General features: G+C 40.0%; 16 protein-coding genes. 13 read left to right on the top strand and 3 right to left on the bottom strand.

The window, feature by feature from the left end:
• The first annotated feature begins 94 nt into the window (after positions 1–94).
• The 5 genes from pgsA (at position 95) to L0M85_RS05630 (ending at position 3,886) form a co-directional block, all read left to right on the top strand.
• Positions 95–634, top strand: coding sequence for a CDP-diacylglycerol--glycerol-3-phosphate 3-phosphatidyltransferase (gene pgsA, locus L0M85_RS05650; protein WP_006595343.1), 540 nt, complete (start codon positions 95–97; stop codon positions 632–634).
• Complete coding sequence (locus tag L0M85_RS05645) at positions 635–1,462, top strand: energy-coupling factor ABC transporter ATP-binding protein (protein ID WP_006595344.1); 828 nt, start codon at positions 635–637, stop codon at positions 1,460–1,462.
• On the top strand, positions 1,447–2,289 hold the full coding sequence (locus tag L0M85_RS05640) for an energy-coupling factor ABC transporter ATP-binding protein (RefSeq protein ID WP_238656643.1): 843 nt from the start codon (positions 1,447–1,449) through the stop codon (positions 2,287–2,289). Before L0M85_RS05645 ends, L0M85_RS05640 begins: the two co-directional genes overlap by 16 nt.
• The gene (locus tag L0M85_RS05635; protein WP_238656642.1) at positions 2,282–3,076 is read left to right on the top strand and encodes an energy-coupling factor transporter transmembrane protein EcfT; all 795 of its coding nucleotides are present in this window, start codon (positions 2,282–2,284) and stop codon (positions 3,074–3,076) included. Before L0M85_RS05640 ends, L0M85_RS05635 begins: the two co-directional genes overlap by 8 nt.
• Positions 3,077–3,247: 171 nt before the next feature.
• On the top strand, positions 3,248–3,886 hold the full coding sequence (locus L0M85_RS05630) for a LysM peptidoglycan-binding domain-containing protein (RefSeq protein ID WP_238656641.1): 639 nt from the start codon (positions 3,248–3,250) through the stop codon (positions 3,884–3,886).
• Between the two features lie 165 nt (positions 3,887–4,051).
• On the opposite strand, the gene L0M85_RS05625 is transcribed toward L0M85_RS05630, so the two are convergent.
• Genes L0M85_RS05625 through sdaAB form a run of 3 tightly spaced genes read right to left on the bottom strand, consistent with a single transcriptional unit; the run spans position 4,052 to position 6,235 of the window.
• Entirely contained in the window at positions 4,052–4,678 is a 627-nt protein-coding gene (locus L0M85_RS05625) for an HAD hydrolase-like protein (protein WP_238656640.1), read from the bottom strand.
• A gap of 3 nt (positions 4,679–4,681) precedes the next feature.
• Positions 4,682–5,554, bottom strand: coding sequence for an L-serine ammonia-lyase, iron-sulfur-dependent, subunit alpha (gene sdaAA / locus L0M85_RS05620; protein ID WP_238656639.1), 873 nt, complete (start codon positions 5,552–5,554; stop codon positions 4,682–4,684).
• Between the two features lie 9 nt (positions 5,555–5,563).
• Positions 5,564–6,235 carry an L-serine ammonia-lyase, iron-sulfur-dependent subunit beta gene (sdaAB, locus tag L0M85_RS05615; RefSeq protein ID WP_238656638.1) on the bottom strand — a complete coding sequence of 224 codons (672 nt, stop codon included), beginning with the start codon at positions 6,233–6,235 and terminating at the stop codon, positions 5,564–5,566.
• Positions 6,236–6,465: 230 nt separating this feature from the next.
• Here sdaAB and L0M85_RS05610 point away from each other — a divergent pair, with 230 nt between their 5' ends.
• The 8 genes from L0M85_RS05610 (at position 6,466) to L0M85_RS05575 (ending at position 15,129) form a co-directional block, all read left to right on the top strand.
• Positions 6,466–6,993, top strand: a complete 528-nt coding sequence (locus L0M85_RS05610; RefSeq protein WP_238656637.1) for a LysM peptidoglycan-binding domain-containing protein — start codon at positions 6,466–6,468, stop codon at positions 6,991–6,993.
• A gap of 204 nt (positions 6,994–7,197) precedes the next feature.
• A complete protein-coding gene (mnmA, locus tag L0M85_RS05605; protein WP_048715081.1) occupies positions 7,198–8,319 on the top strand; it encodes a tRNA 2-thiouridine(34) synthase MnmA in 1,122 nt (373 codons plus the stop codon).
• 137 nt (positions 8,320–8,456) lie between these two features.
• Positions 8,457–8,912, top strand: coding sequence for an NUDIX hydrolase (locus L0M85_RS05600; RefSeq protein ID WP_048789930.1), 456 nt, complete (start codon positions 8,457–8,459; stop codon positions 8,910–8,912).
• A gap of 8 nt (positions 8,913–8,920) precedes the next feature.
• Entirely contained in the window at positions 8,921–10,834 is a 1,914-nt protein-coding gene (gene mnmG / locus L0M85_RS05595; RefSeq protein WP_238656636.1) for a tRNA uridine-5-carboxymethylaminomethyl(34) synthesis enzyme MnmG, read from the top strand.
• A gap of 192 nt (positions 10,835–11,026) precedes the next feature.
• Complete coding sequence (locus L0M85_RS05590) at positions 11,027–13,024, top strand: DHH family phosphoesterase (RefSeq protein WP_238656635.1); 1,998 nt, start codon at positions 11,027–11,029, stop codon at positions 13,022–13,024.
• Complete coding sequence (gene rplI / locus L0M85_RS05585; RefSeq protein ID WP_126405000.1) at positions 13,021–13,473, top strand: 50S ribosomal protein L9; 453 nt, start codon at positions 13,021–13,023, stop codon at positions 13,471–13,473. Before L0M85_RS05590 ends, rplI begins: the two co-directional genes overlap by 4 nt.
• Before the next feature lie 24 nt (positions 13,474–13,497).
• Complete coding sequence (dnaB, locus tag L0M85_RS05580; RefSeq protein WP_238656634.1) at positions 13,498–14,853, top strand: replicative DNA helicase; 1,356 nt, start codon at positions 13,498–13,500, stop codon at positions 14,851–14,853.
• A 3-nt stretch (positions 14,854–14,856) separates the two neighbouring features.
• On the top strand, positions 14,857–15,129 hold the full coding sequence (locus L0M85_RS05575) for a Veg family protein (protein ID WP_006595358.1): 273 nt from the start codon (positions 14,857–14,859) through the stop codon (positions 15,127–15,129).
• Positions 15,130–15,713: the final 584 nt, after the last annotated feature.

Raw genomic sequence — 15,713 nt, 5'->3', positions numbered from 1 at the left:
GGAAAAGAGTGGAATGATGTTTTTGTCGAATTAAAACGACGTCTATTTTGTCAAATAGATGTAAATGATCATGTAAACTAGTAAGGAGACTAGAATGAAAAAAGAAAATATCCCAAATGCCTTAACACTGATTCGTATTGTGTTTATTCCTATTTTTATTTTGATGCTAATATTTGGTAAAGGTTATGGTTGGCATGTAGCAGCAGCTATTGTCTTTGCAGTTGCTAGTATCACCGATTATTTGGACGGTTATTTAGCTCGTAAATGGAAAGTTGTTAGTAACTTTGGGAAATTTGCGGATCCCATGGCTGATAAGCTTCTTGTCATGTCTGCCTTTATCATGATGATTGAATTAAAGATGGTTCCAGCCTGGATTACAGCAGTTATTATTTGCCGTGAATTAGCCGTAACTGGCCTCCGTCTGTTATTGGTTGAAACAGGAGGAGTTGTTTTGCCAGCAGCTATGCCTGGAAAAATTAAAACCTTCTCACAAATGTTTGCCATTATTTTCCTTCTCTTCCATTGGGACTTATTGGGTCAAATTACGCTTTATGTTGCGCTAATCTTTACAGTCTACTCTGGATATGAATACTTTAAAGGCAGTGCCTACCTCTTTAAAGATACCTTTAGATAAATGAATAATATTATAGAAGTTCGAAATCTTACATTTAAATACCAAAAAACAGATGAGAACCATCAGTTAAATGATATTTCGTTTCACGTGAAACATGGTGAATGGTTATCCATTATTGGACATAACGGAAGTGGTAAATCAACAGTGGTCCGCTTGATTGATGGCTTGTTGGAACCGGAATCTGGTCAAATCTATATTTCCGGAGATTTGTTAACTCCTGAAAATGTTTGGGATAAACGTAGTGAGATTGGCATGGTTTTCCAGAATCCAGATAACCAGTTTGTTGGAGCTACAGTTGAAGATGATGTGGCGTTTGGGTTGGAGAACCAAGGAATTCCAAGAGATGAAATGGTGCAACGAGTAGACGAAGCTTTGAAGATGGTCCGCATGGATGAGTTCAAAGATCGAGAACCCGCTAGGTTATCCGGTGGACAAAAGCAACGAGTGGCCATTGCTGGAATTATTGCTTTACGACCTAAAATCATCATTTTAGATGAAGCAACCAGTATGTTGGATCCTGAAGGGCGTCTAGAACTAATTCGTACGGTTCGAGAAGTCAAAGAACGATATGGGTTAACCGTTATTTCTATTACCCATGATTTAGAGGAAGTTTCCCTAAGTGATCGGGTTATTCTCTTTGAAAAAGGAAAAGCGACCTTGGATCTGACTCCAAGAGAACTCTTTTCTCGAGATGATCTAGATGAAATTGGATTAGAAGAACCTTTCGCTAATCGATTGCGCAGCATGTTACATCAAAAAGGTTTTCCAGTTGGAGAAACCTATCAGACTGAAGGAGAGCTAGAGAAACTATTATGGGAATTGCTTTAAAACAGCTTAGTTATACCTATCAAGAAGGTACTCCTTTTGAAGGAACGGCTCTTTTTGATGTGAATATAGAAATCCCAAGCGGTTCTTATACAGCTCTAATTGGGCATACTGGAAGTGGAAAATCAACCATCCTCCAATTATTAAATGGTTTGCTTTTGCCCAGTCGAGGGGAAGTGCAAATGAATGATATGCGCATTAGTTCTGAGTCTTCTCAAAAAGAGCTAAAGGATCTTCGGAAAAAAGTGGGTCTCGTCTTTCAATTTCCAGAAAGTCAACTATTTGCTGAGACTGTTGTAAAAGATGTCGCATTTGGGCCTCAAAATTTTGGAGTAGACCAAGAATCAGCTGAGAGCATTGCTAAGGAAAAATTACGCTTAGTCGGTCTTTCTGAAGAGTTGTTTGAACGGAGTCCCTTTGAATTGTCTGGAGGGCAAATGAGACGGGTCGCTATTGCAGGCATTTTAGCGATGGAACCTGAAATTTTGGTCTTGGACGAGCCGACAGCTGGTTTGGATCCGTCAGGTAGACGGGAATTAATGAAGCTATTCGCGTCACTTCATCAAGCTGGGATGACCATCGTTCTTGTTAGTCATTCTATGGAAGATGTGGCAGAATACGCAAATCTTGTTTATGTTTTGGAAAAAGGACGAATGGTGAGGTCTGGGCATCCAAGGGATGTATTTCAGGATGTAGAAGGATTAGAAAACATACAATTAGGTGTACCGAAAGTGACGAAATTTGCTTGGCGCTTACGTCAAAAAGGACTATCTTTGCCAACTTTACCAATCACTTTACAGGAGTTTAAGGAGTTAATTGGACATGAATAGTATGATTTTAGGACGATATGTACCAGGTAATTCCATTCTCCATCGTATGGATCCAAGAGCAAAGTTACTAGGACTTTTCTTGTTAATTGTTATTTTGTTTTGGGCCAATAATGTGTTGACGAATGCCCTGTTGTTTTTGTTGGCCTTTGCGTTGATTTTGAGTGCCAAGATCCCCTTCCGCTTTTTTATTAATGGCCTGAAATCAATGGTCTTTATCATTGCTTTCACTACACTCTTTCAGTTGTTTGCAACAACTGGCGGTAAGGCCTTATTTCAATTTTATTTTTTGACTTTAACGGATAAAGGACTTGCGCAAGCTGGTGTGATCTTTTGTCGTTTTATTCTCATTGTTGTATTTTCAACGATTTTAACACTGACAACAACGCCCTTAAGCTTAGCAGATGCCGTAGAAAAGTTGTTAACTCCATTTAAAATCATCAAAGTTCCTGCTCATGAAATTGGACTCATGTTGTCTATGAGCCTTCGTTTCGTTCCCACTCTAATGGATGATACGATTCGCATTATGAATGCACAGAGAGCCCGAGGGGTTGATTTTGGAGAAGGGAATCTCCTTCAGAAGATTCGCTCATTTATACCGATTTTAATTCCCTTGTTTGCATCAAGTTTTAAACGTGCAGATGCTCTTGCAATTGCCATGGAGGCAAGAGGTTATAAAAGTGGAGAGGGAAGAAGCCGATATAGGCAGTTAAAATGGCAAGTTTTAGATAGTGTAGCTATTCTGTCTATAGCGGCAGTTGGTGCTATCATTTTTTGGTTGAAATATTAGAATACCACCACTACATATAGGGGATTTTTTCTAAAAAAATGAAGAAAAACGCTATTTATAGCGTTTTTTGCATGAAAAATACATGATTTTGTAACCTTTGTAACATAAAATATAACTAACTGTAACATTTAATGTGTAAGATAGTATTATGTTCGAAAGGAGAATGTATTGATGAACACAAAAAAAGTCCAATGGACATTAACTTCTATTATCTCAGCTCTTTCACTTTTTGTTTCTGGTGTGGTAGTGAATGCTGAAACATATGAAGTAAAATATGGTGATACTTTATCAGAAATTGCGATTAAGAATAACACTACTATCGAAAAACTTGTTGAATTGAATCAAATCAGCAACCAAGATTTGATCCATGCAGGTCAAATTATTGAGTTGGGTGAACGTTCAAAATCATTGATCAACAAAGTAAATACTGCCACAGTAAGTCAAGAACCAGCAGCCGAAGCTTCTACAAATCAAGTAGTGGCAGAAACAACAACTACTGTCACTTATAATGCAGCACCTGTTGTTACGAATTCTGGAAATGGTATTGTACTTGCAAATGGGAATACTGCTGGAGAAGTTGGATCCTATGCAGCGGCTCGTATGGCTGAAATGACAGGAGTTCCTGCATCAACTTGGGAAGCCATTATTGCACGTGAATCAAATGGTCAAGTGAACGCAGCAAATCCATCTGGAGCTAGTGGTCTTTTCCAAACAATGCCAGGTTGGGGTTCAACTGCTACAGTTGATGATCAAATCCAAGCAGCTTATAATGCCTATTCAAACCAAGGGCTTTCAGCTTGGGGATACTAAAAAAGAGGTTAAACCCTCTTTTTATTTTGTTTCTTATCTTGACAAGGATTGGAAAGAGCTGTAAAGAAAATGACTTTGTTAGTCAACCTTAGTGAACCATGGATGATCTTACCCATAGGTGATTTTATACATAAAAGAGGTTTACAAATTTGTAAACCTCTTTTATTAACTTAAATGAGTTAGTAAAGCTAGGGGGGAATCTACGATGGTATCGGGAGTTTCCTCTTTTAATTGCTCTAGAGGTGCAAATCCCCAACTGACTGCAATTGTGTGAATACCAATGGTTTTTCCCCCAATAATATCAAATTTAGTATCCCCAACGATGCAAGCTTCCTCTTTTGGAATTTGATGGTCCACCAGTACACGCTGAATGATATCAGCTTTGTGCATAGATCCTGGGATAGAACCATAAATCTCTTCAAAGCAATCACTAATTCCTAGTGAATGGGCTATTTCGAGACTCACTTCCTGATTCTTAGAGGTGGTGATGAATAAGTGATAACCCAATTCCTTCAATTGCTGAAGGAGTTCTTTGATACCTGGGTAGAGATAGGTTTGTTGTTGGCCGGTTTCTTTGTAATAGGTGCGATAGATTTCTACAGCTTTTGCGACCAGTTCTTTTGGGACATGTTTAGTAAACGTAACCTTGAGTGGAGGACCCATAAAGGTTCGAATAGTTTCTTTATCAGGTGCAGGAACTCCCAGCACCTTAAAAGTGTGTAGAAAGGTGGTCTCAATACCTTGGGAACTATCGACTAAAGTCCCATCCAAGTCGAAAAATATGTACTTCATAGATTAGTCTCCAAATATTTCTTGCTGTAGGCGTTTCCCAGTTGGAGTCGCTGCCAGACCACCTTCGGCCGTTTCTCTAAAGGCAGTTGGTAGGCTTGATCCGACCTGGTACATAGCATCGATGACTTCATCAACAGGGATTTTGGATTCAATTCCTGCCAGAGCCATATCTGCTGCAATATAGGCATAGCTTGCACCCATAGCATTTCGTTTGACACAAGGAACCTCTACCAGTCCTGCAACAGGATCACAAATTAAGCCTAGCATATTTTTAATGACGAAACAAATGGCTTGACTAGCTTGGTAGGGACTTCCTCCCGCTGCTAGAGTTAAAGCTGCTGCGCTCATAGCAGAGGCTGACCCAACCTCAGCTTGACAGCCTCCCTCGGCTCCTGAAATCGATGCATTGTTGGCAATAACCAGACCAAAGGCTCCTGCCGCCAATAAGAACTCTAATTGTTGGTGTTCATCTAACTGTAGTTTCTCGATGGCTGAAGTAAGAACAGCGGGTAAGCAACCGGCTGATCCAGCAGTGGGAGTAGCACAGACTAAGCCCATTTTTGCATTGTGTTCGTTGACAGCAATAGCATTTTTGGCTGCGGTTAGGACAGTATAGTCGGAGAGGGCTTTTCCAGATCGAATATAGCGATCCAATTTTGCAGCATCTCCTCCGGTCAAGCCACTTCTAGAAAGTTGGTCATTGAGTCCAAGATGAACGGATTCTTTCATGACCTCAAGGTTTCGTGTCATAAGAGTCAGAACTTCTTCGCGCTCGCGACCAGTTAGTTCAAACTCAGTTGCAATCATTAATTCTGCGACATTTCCTTCATAGTGGAGGGTCGCTTGCTCAACTAGTTCGGTAATGGAATAAAACATGGGGTCTCCTTATTGAAAGAAATTCACATTGTGTAAATGGGGAATTTGACGGATTAACTCAATAGCTTCGTCACAATTACGAGAATCCACTTCAATAATCATAATAGCCTTTTCACCGGCTTTTTCACGGGTTACGTTCATTTGGGCGATATTGATATCATAGCGGGAAAGGGCTTCTGTCACATGGGCAATCATACCAGGAACGTCTTGGTGAACGATAATAATTGTTGGGGTGTTCATGTTTAGAGAAATTGAAAAGCCATTTAACTCGGTAACTTGTATGTTTCCCCCACCAATGGAAATCCCTGTGACGGAGATGGTTTTGTGTTCATTTTTCACCGTGATGGTCGTCGTATTTGGATGAGGCGCATTGCTCTCTTTTTGAATAGACCAGACGATTCGAATTCCTCTTTCATGAGCAATTTCAAGACTATTGGGGATTCTTGGATCATCTGTGTCCATCCCCAAAATACCAGCTACAAGGGCCAAGTCTGTCCCGTGGCCGCGATAGGTTTTGGCAAAGGAATTAAACAACTGAAATTCAACTTCTGTAGGATCCTCTCCAAAAATAGAAGAGACAATTTTTCCAATACGAACAGCTCCAGCAGTGTGGCTACTAGAAGGTCCAATCATAACCGGTCCAATAATATCAAATACGGATTGGAATTTAAGCGAATTCATCAGTCAGCTCCTTAGGGTTTCTTTTCTTTCATTATAACAAATCTAGGGCATGTTTTCTTCTATTTAAGAGGGAAATTTTGTTTTAAACTTAAAAGATACTTAAAACTAGTTTATTTGAGGTGTTTTTTATTCTTGCTAACATATTATTGAAACATTTGACGTGATTTCATAAAGTTTCTGAAACATTTCTTCTGTAAGATAAAGAACATACAGAAAAGGAGTGTAAAAACATGAATAAAAAAATATTTGTAAAACGTGTAATCGGACTGAGCTTATTATCTGGAATGTTTATTCCCGTCCTTGCCAGTGCAGAATCTTACACTGTAAAGTCAGGTGATACCTTATCAGCTATTGCTAAAGAGAAGAATACAACGGTTGATGCGATTGCTAAGAAAAATAAGATTAGCAATGTTAACCTCATTACAGTTGGTCAAGTTTTAGAGATTGAAGATGAGAAGGCAACAACTAATACTACAGAGCAAGCTACCACTAGTAAAGCAACAACTACGGTATCTGCTTCAGATGGCTTGAGTGCCGAAGATGCAGTGGCTAAAGAATGGATTGCCCAGAAGGAATCAAGTGGCAGTTACACAGCACAAAATGGCCAATATTATGGTCGTTACCAGTTATCCCTTTCTTATTTAAACGGCGACTTGTCACCAGAAAACCAGGAAAAAGTAGCCAATCAATATGTTGTAAACCGATATGGATCATGGTCGGCGGCTAAAAACTTCTGGCTGGCCAATGGCTGGTATTAAAGTAAATGAAAGAGTTCAGCAAATGGACTCTTTTTTGATTTACAGACTTGTAAACATATAGATACAATAGCCAATAAGAAGAATGGCAAGATGCTTGTTTTCTACTATAAAGCGTGTTACAATTGATAATGCTCAAAACGACCTTCAATCGTTGAAGCACACCACGACCTTCAATCGTGAGAAACGAAAAGATGGGAGAAATCTATGAGTGATAACTCGAAAACACGTGTTGTTGTTGGTATGAGTGGTGGTGTTGATTCATCTGTAACAGCTTTATTATTAAAGCAACAGGGTTACGATGTCATCGGCATCTTCATGAAAAACTGGGACGACACAGACGAAAATGGCGTCTGTACAGCTACAGAAGATTACAAAGATGTAGCAGCGGTTGCAGATCAAATTGGCATACCTTACTATTCTGTCAACTTTGAGAAAGAATACTGGGATCGTGTCTTTGAATATTTCCTTGCAGAATATCGTGCAGGCCGGACACCAAATCCGGATGTCATGTGTAATAAGGAAATCAAATTTAAGGCCTTCTTAGATTATGCCATGACACTTGGTGCCGATTATGTAGCCACGGGTCACTATGCTCGTGTGGCGCGTGATGAGGATGGCATTGTTCATATGCTACGCGGTGTTGACAACGGGAAGGATCAAACTTATTTCCTAAGCCAGTTGTCACAAGAACAACTTCAAAAAACCATGTTCCCGTTGGGACATTTGGAAAAACCTGAGGTTCGCCGGTTGGCTGAAGAGGCTGGATTGGCAACGGCTAAAAAGAAAGACTCCACTGGGATCTGCTTTATTGGAGAAAAGAATTTCAAAGAGTTTCTAGGGAACTACCTTCCTGCCCAACCAGGCCGAATGATGACCGTAGATGGACGGGATATGGGCGAACATGCCGGTTTGATGTATTATACGATCGGTCAGCGGGGTGGACTTGGAATTGGTGGCCAACAAGGTGGGGACAATGCTCCTTGGTTTGTCGTTGGTAAAGATCTGAGTCAAAATATTCTGTATGTCGGTCAAGGATTCTATCATGAAGCACTGATGTCAACAAGTTTACAAGCTAGTCAAGTTCACTTTACACGAGAGATGCCAGAAGAGTTTACATTGGAGTGTACAGCCAAGTTCCGTTATCGCCAGCCAGATTCCAAAGTGACTGTGCATGTCAAGGGTGACAAGGCAGAGGTAATTTTTGCAGAACCTCAACGGGCCATTACACCAGGTCAGGCTGTTGTCTTTTACGATGGTGAAGAGTGTCTCGGTGGTGGACTAATTGACAATGCTTATCGAGATGGTAAAGTTTGTCAGTATATTTAAATTGACAAATTTTCTCAATTTGCTACAATAATAAAAGCAATAGAAGTGATGGTCAAAGCTCATGGATGTTGCAGGCTTTTTTGTCCTGCACTTCTCAGAGTTTTGACTATTTTTGTGTCGTTTCGAAAGGAAGTTACATGCAAGAACAGGATTTTCGGACCAAGTCAAACCAAACGGTTTTTGGTGTGAGAGCGACTGCTTTGATTGTAAAAGACAATCGCTTGTTAGTCGTAGAAGATGAGGACGGTTTTTATACAATCGGAGGTGCTATTCAAGTGGATGAAGCTACTGAAGATGCCGTAGTTCGAGAAGTAAAAGAGGAACTTGGGGTCGCTTCTAGAGCGGTTCAGTTAGCTTTCATTGTTGAAAATCGCTTTGAACAAGCTGAGGTCCACTATCATAATATCGAGTTCCATTATTTAGTGGACTTGCTGGAAGATGCACCGTTAACCATGCAAGAAGATGCGAAGCCATTACCTTGCCGGTGGCTTGCTTTAGATGATCTACATACTGTTAATCTGAAGCCGGCATTTTTAAAAACCGCCTTACCAGATTGGGACGGACAATTACGACACATCCATCTTAAAGAATAGGAGAAAAAATGACTTATAATTTTATAGAAGAATACGATATTATTGTAATCGGAGCGGGGCATGCTGGGGTAGAAGCCTCCCTTGCTGCGAGCCGAATGGGTTGTAAAGTTTTACTTGCAACCATCAATATCGAAATGTTGGCGTTTTTGCCATGTAATCCTTCGATTGGTGGTTCTGCAAAAGGGATTGTGGTCCGTGAGGTAGATGCTCTCGGTGGAGAGATGGCCAAGAATATTGACAAATCCTATATTCAGATGAAGATGTTGAATACAGGAAAGGGACCAGCTGTTCGTGCGCTTCGTGCTCAAGCAGATAAAGAGCTCTATTCTAAGGAAATGCGTAAGACAGTTGAGAATCAAGAAAACTTGACCCTTCGCCAAACCATGATTGATGAAATTTTGGTAGAAGATGAGAAGGTTATTGGTGTTCGAACTGCGACCCACCAAGAATATGGGGCCAAGGCTGTCATTGTCACGACTGGAACGGCTTTACGTGGAGAAATCATCATTGGGGATCTCAAGTATTCATCAGGCCCTAACCATAGCCTTGCTTCTATCAATTTGGCTGAAAATCTCAAGAATCTTGGACTAGAAATTGGACGGTTCAAAACAGGTACGCCACCACGTGTAAAGGCATCGTCAATCAATTATGAAGAAACGGAAATTCAACCAGGTGATGAAAATCCAAATCACTTTTCTTACAATTCGCGTGACGAGGATTATTTAAAGGATCAAATCCCTTGTTGGTTAACCTATACCAATAGTCAAAGTCACGAAATCATCAACAGCAATTTACACCGAGCTCCAATGTTTACAGGTGTTGTAAAGGGAGTTGGACCTCGCTATTGTCCATCTATTGAAGATAAGATTGTTCGCTTTGCGGATAAGGAACGCCACCAGCTATTCCTTGAGCCAGAAGGACGCAATACAGAAGAAGTTTATGTCCAAGGCTTGTCAACCAGTTTACCAGAAGATGTGCAACGAGATCTGGTTCATTCAATCAAGGGACTTGAGAATGCTGAGATGATGCGAACGGGTTATGCGATTGAGTATGATATGGTCCTCCCACATCAATTGCGGGCAACTTTAGAAACCAAGAAAATCTCAGGTCTCTTTACCGCAGGCCAAACCAATGGAACATCTGGTTATGAAGAAGCTGCTGGCCAAGGAATTGTGGCAGGGATTAATGCTGCGCTGAAAATCCAAGGAAAACCAGAGCTCATCTTGAAACGGAGTGATGGTTATATTGGGGTCATGATCGATGACTTGGTAACCAAAGGAACAGTTGAGCCCTATCGTCTGTTGACTAGCCGTGCAGAATACCGTTTGATTCTTCGTCATGATAATGCAGATATGCGCTTAACAGAAATCGGTCACGAGGTTGGTTTGGTTGACGATGAACGTTGGGCACGTTTTGAAACCAAGAAGTATCAGTTTGAAAATGAAATGAAGCGTCTTGACAGTATCAAGTTAAAACCTGTAAAGGAAACGAACGAGAAGGTTGCAGCGCTAGGTTTTAAACCATTGACAGATGCTGTCACAGCCAAAGAATTCTTGAGAAGACCAGAAGTATCTTATCAAGATGTTATCAACTTTATCGGACCAGCAGCTGAAGAACTAGATGATAAGATTATCGAGCTGATTGAAACTGAAATTAAGTACGAGGGTTATATCTCAAAAGCTTTAGATCAGGTTGAAAAAATGAAGCGGATGGAAGAAAAACGAATTCCTGCCAATATTGACTGGGACGATATTGACTCCATCGCAACAGAAGCTCGTCAAAAATTCAAGTTGATTAATCCAGAAACGATTGGTCAAGCTAGCCGGATTTCAGGTGTCAACCCAGCTGATATTTCTATCTTGATGGTGTATCTTGAAGGCAAGAGTCGAAGCATTTCTAAGAATCAAGAAAAAGAATCCTAACTTATTATGATGTAAATATGTGGAAGAAGTAGCCAAATAGCTACTTCTTTTCTCGTTTTACTGTATATTTACAACAGTGTAAATATACTTTACACTGTTTAACAAATGAGCGACCGGACCTTAATCCCTGTCAGCTTTTTCTTTGGTGGAAAGGCTTGACTGGCCTCGCTTTTTCTTATGTTTTATGGTATAATGGCCCAACAGAGGTTTATGATGAAAAAATTTCGTATGACGCCTATTCATTATTGTATGGTAGGTTTGTTAGCATTTATTATATTAGCCATCAGTTCCAGATTATTGGGTGGCACAATTGCAAATTTATTCGTGATTCTGTTGATTCTTTCCGGTGTCATCTATCTCTTTCTTCATCAATTAAAGCAAGTAGAATTGGATGAGCTAGAACAAATTCAATATGTCAATCATCAGGCTGAAAATGGATTGGCCTCGCTACTGGATAAAATGCCAGTTGGTGTAATCAAGGTAAACGGTGAAACCAATGAAGTTGAGTGGTTCAATCCTTATGCGGAGTTGATTTTCTCTACTGAGGATGGGCAATTCGATGTGGAATACCTGCAACAAGTGTTGGCGATCCCTTTTGAAGGGAAAGGCCATTATGCAACCATTGGAGATAAGAAATATTCTGTTTATCTAGATTCCCAGGCCAGTGTCGTTTATTTTTTTGATGCGTCTAGTGAGTATGAGGCCAACGTCGGTCTTGTAACGACTAGGCCGGTCATCGGGATTATGTCCGTAGATAACTATGATGATTTAGAAGATGTTGTGTCTGATTCGGATATCAGTAGCATCAATGGCTTTATTGCAAACTTTGTTGAAGAATTCTCGGAAAAATACCATATGTTTTACCGAAGAGTCGGGATGGATCGCTTTTATCTTTTTACCGACTATACCGTTCTTGAACAATTAATCGAATCCAAATTTTCTATTATTGACCAATTCCGTGAGGAAGCGAAAAATCGTGAATTACCCATTACGGTAAGTATGGGATTCTCATACGGAGATGGCAATCATGATGAAATTGGTAGAGTTGCTTTATCGAATCTAAACTTAGCTGAAGTCCGAGGGGGTGACCAAGCGGTTGTAAAAGAAAAAGAAGAAGGCAAGGATCCTATTTTCTTTGGAGGTGGGACAGCCTCTGCTATCAAGCGCACCCGCACCCGTACTCGTGCGATGATGACAGCTATTTCTGAAAAAATTAAATCAGTTGATCAGGTATTTGTTGTTGGCCATAAAAAATTAGATATGGATGCTTTGGGAGCATCGATTGGGATGCAATTATTTGCAAACAATATCAACGAACGCTCTTATGCAGTTTATGATGATACGTCTATGGCTCAGGATATCGAACGAGCAGTTGAAAAAATTCAATCAGATGGAGTGACTAAACTAGTAACAGTTTCAGATGCTTTACGGATGGTAACCGATCAATCCCTTTTGATTATGGTGGACCACTCGAAGACAGCTCTCACGCTTTCAAATGATTTGTATGAGAAATTTTCCCAAGTCATTGTCATTGATCACCATAGACGGGACGAAGACTTCCCTGAAAATGCCATGATCACTTATATTGAAAGTGGCGCAAGTAGTGCGAGTGAGTTGGTTACTGAATTGCTTCAGTTCCAGAATTCTAAGAAGAACCGCTTGAATAAGATTCAAGCCAGTGTTCTGATGGCCGGTATTATGTTGGATACCAAGAATTTCTCAGTTCGCGTAACCAGTCGTACATTTGATGTAGCTAGTTATTTACGAAGCCGAGGCAGTGATAGTGTTCTCATCCAGGAAATTTCAGCTACTAACTTTGATGAGTACCGCGAAGTAAATGAATTGATCCTAAATGGTCAAATGGTCTTCCCACATATTATTGTGGCAACAGGAGCAGCAGATGTTCCTTATGGAACAGTCACCATTAGTAAAGCAGCGGATAGTATATTGGCTATGTCCAAAATTGAAGCGACCTTTGTTATTGCATTGAATGAACAAGGAAGCATTTCCATTTCAGCTCGAAGCAGAAGCAAAGTCAACGTGCAAAAAATTATGGAGCAAATGGGAGGCGGAGGCCACTTTAATTCGGCGGCTTCTCAATTGGAAGATGTAACCATCGATCAGGTTCGTGCCCAGTTGATTGACTGTATTCAAGAAGAGGTCCAAAAGGATAAGGAGGAAGAAGAATGAAAGTTATCTTTTTAGCAGATGTAAAAGGAAAAGGAAAAAAAGGGGAAATTAAAGAAGTCCCAACAGGTTATGCGCAAAACTTTTTGATTAAAAAGAATTTAGCTAAGGAAGCCAATGCCCAAGCGATTGGGGAGCTTCGTGGTAAGCAAAAATCTGAAGAAAAAGCCCATGCGGAATTAGTCGCAGAAGCGAAAGACATTCAAGCAAAATTAGCAGAAGAAACGACCGTTGTCCAATTTACAGAAAAAATTGGTCCTGATGGACGTACATTTGGTTCGATTACCAATAAAAAAATTGCAGAAGAACTACAAAAACAATTTGGAATTAAAATCGATAAGCGTCACATTCAAGTGGCTTCACCAATTCGCTCTGTTGGGTTGATTGATGTGCCTGTTAAAATTTATCAGGATATTACAGGTGTTATCCAAATTCGAGTAAATGAAGGTTAAGTACATCGTTAGAAAGGAATGACTATGGCTGAGATAGAAGAATTAAGAACCCAGCCTCAAGATATCCAAGCAGAGCAATCTGTCTTAGGAGCCATCTTTATTGATGAGGGAAAACTGGTTTTTGTTCGTGAGTTTATTGAGCCAGCAGATTTCTTTAAATATGCCCATCGGTTAATTTTTAAGGCGATGATTGACCTTGCAGACAGGGGAGATGCTATTGATGCGACTACAGTTCGCAATATTTTAGATAGTCAAGGGGATTTGCAAAATATCGGTGGTCTCTCTTATCTAGCCGAAATCATCAACTCTGTTCCAACCTCAGCCAATGCGGAATATTACGCAAAGATTGTTTCTGAAAAAGCGGTTCTAAGACGCCTGATTGCTCGTTTAACGGAGAGCATCAATCAAGCATATGATGGAGCTAGTCCGTCGGATGAAATTATTGCAGGTGCAGAAAAAGCTCTGATTGATGTTAGTGAAAATGCCAACCGGAGTGGTTTCAAGAATATCAAGGATATCTTAAATATCAACTTTGGAAGTCTTGAAACTCGGTCTTTGCAGACAACAGATATTACTGGGATTGCAACGGGATATCGAGATCTTGATCATATGACAACAGGTCTTCATGAAGAAGAGTTGATTATTCTTGCAGCTCGTCCAGCGGTTGGTAAAACTGCCTTTGCTCTAAACATTGCCCAAAATATTGGAACTAAGTTGGATAAAACAGTGGCTATTTTCTCGCTGGAAATGGGTGCTGAAAGTTTGGTAGACCGGATGTTGGCAGCAGAGGGCTTGATTGAATCCCATTCTATTCGTACGGGTCAGCTGACAGACGATGAGTGGCGAAAATATGCCATTGCACAAGGAAATCTAGCCAATGCCAGCATTTATATAGATGATACTCCCGGTATTCGGATTACAGAAATTCGGTCTCGTTCTAGAAAATTAGCACAAGAGACAGGTAATCTCGGTCTAATCCTCATCGACTACTTGCAGTTGATTACCGGGACTGGACGCGAAAACCGTCAACAGGAAGTCTCAGAAATTTCTCGTCAATTAAAAATTTTGGCGAAAGAATTAAAGGTTCCTGTGATTGCCCTCAGTCAGCTATCTCGGGGAGTCGAACAACGACAAGATAAGCGGCCGGTTCTATCTGATATCCGTGAATCAGGATCCATCGAGCAGGATGCAGATATTGTTGCCTTCCTATACCGTGATGACTATTATGAACGTGCAGGTGAGGAAGAAGAAGGCTTGCCGAATAACAAGGTTGAAGTCATTATTGAAAAAAACCGTTCAGGAGCGCGTGGAACAGTGGAGCTAATCTTCCAGAAAGAATATAATAAGTTCTCCAGCATATCAAAGAGAATAGAGGAATAATGGATGAGTGATGCATTTACAGATGTAGCAAAAATGAAAAAAATCAAAGAAGAAATCAAGGCTCATGAAGGCCAAATTGTGGAAATGACCTTGGAAAATGGTCGTAAACGTCAAAAAAATAAGTTTGGTCGATTAATTGAAGTCTATCCTTCTTTGTTTATTATTGAATACACTAATGAAAACAGTTTACCTGGTGAACCAGCAACAACCTATGTTGAATCGTATACTTACTCAGATATTTTGACTGAGAAAAATCTGATTCATTACTTAGACTAATCTGGCTAGGGTGAGCTAGAACTTCCAACCGTCTCTTCTTGGAGATGGTTTTTTTTTGATGTCCTTAACATATCATAAAGATTTGTTGTGTAAATTTATTGACAAAGATGTCAATTTCACAATCATATCTGTCAATATTAGACAGGGGGATCTTTTGAAGAGAAGTCTCATCTATATTCTTCATATAACTAAAATAGGAGAACTTAGGAGGTTATTAGAACAATCATGATTGACAGGTTGTAAAAAAGGTGTAAAGATTCCTGTAAATAAGATAAAAATATTGGATATGTCTGAAAATACATGGTCATCCGCGTCATAAATATGTGATTTAGAAAGTCCTTAGCTAGAACACCTCATTTTGCTTTTCATTTATAGAAAGAAATCAAAAAAATGAGAAAGCAACTTTACAAGGGACGGTATTGGTGGTATAATAGAATTTGTGCGAAATGACAGCAGGACAAAATGAAGCTCGTCAACAGGAAGCCAGCTAGAAAAGTAACCTTTGCTGTTTGGGCGAAGGCTTTCTGAACGAATCAGGTTTGTCTAAAACGTTATTTCCTACAAAAAATTATTTTTATAGGAGG

It is taken from the genome of Streptococcus sp. DFI.7.26 (genome assembly GCF_022240605.1).
GTDB classification, from domain to species: domain Bacteria; phylum Bacillota; class Bacilli; order Lactobacillales; family Streptococcaceae; genus Streptococcus; species Streptococcus xiaochunlingii.
Note: the sequence above shows the minus strand (reverse complement) of the source record. Positions and strands in the feature narration are given on the sequence as shown.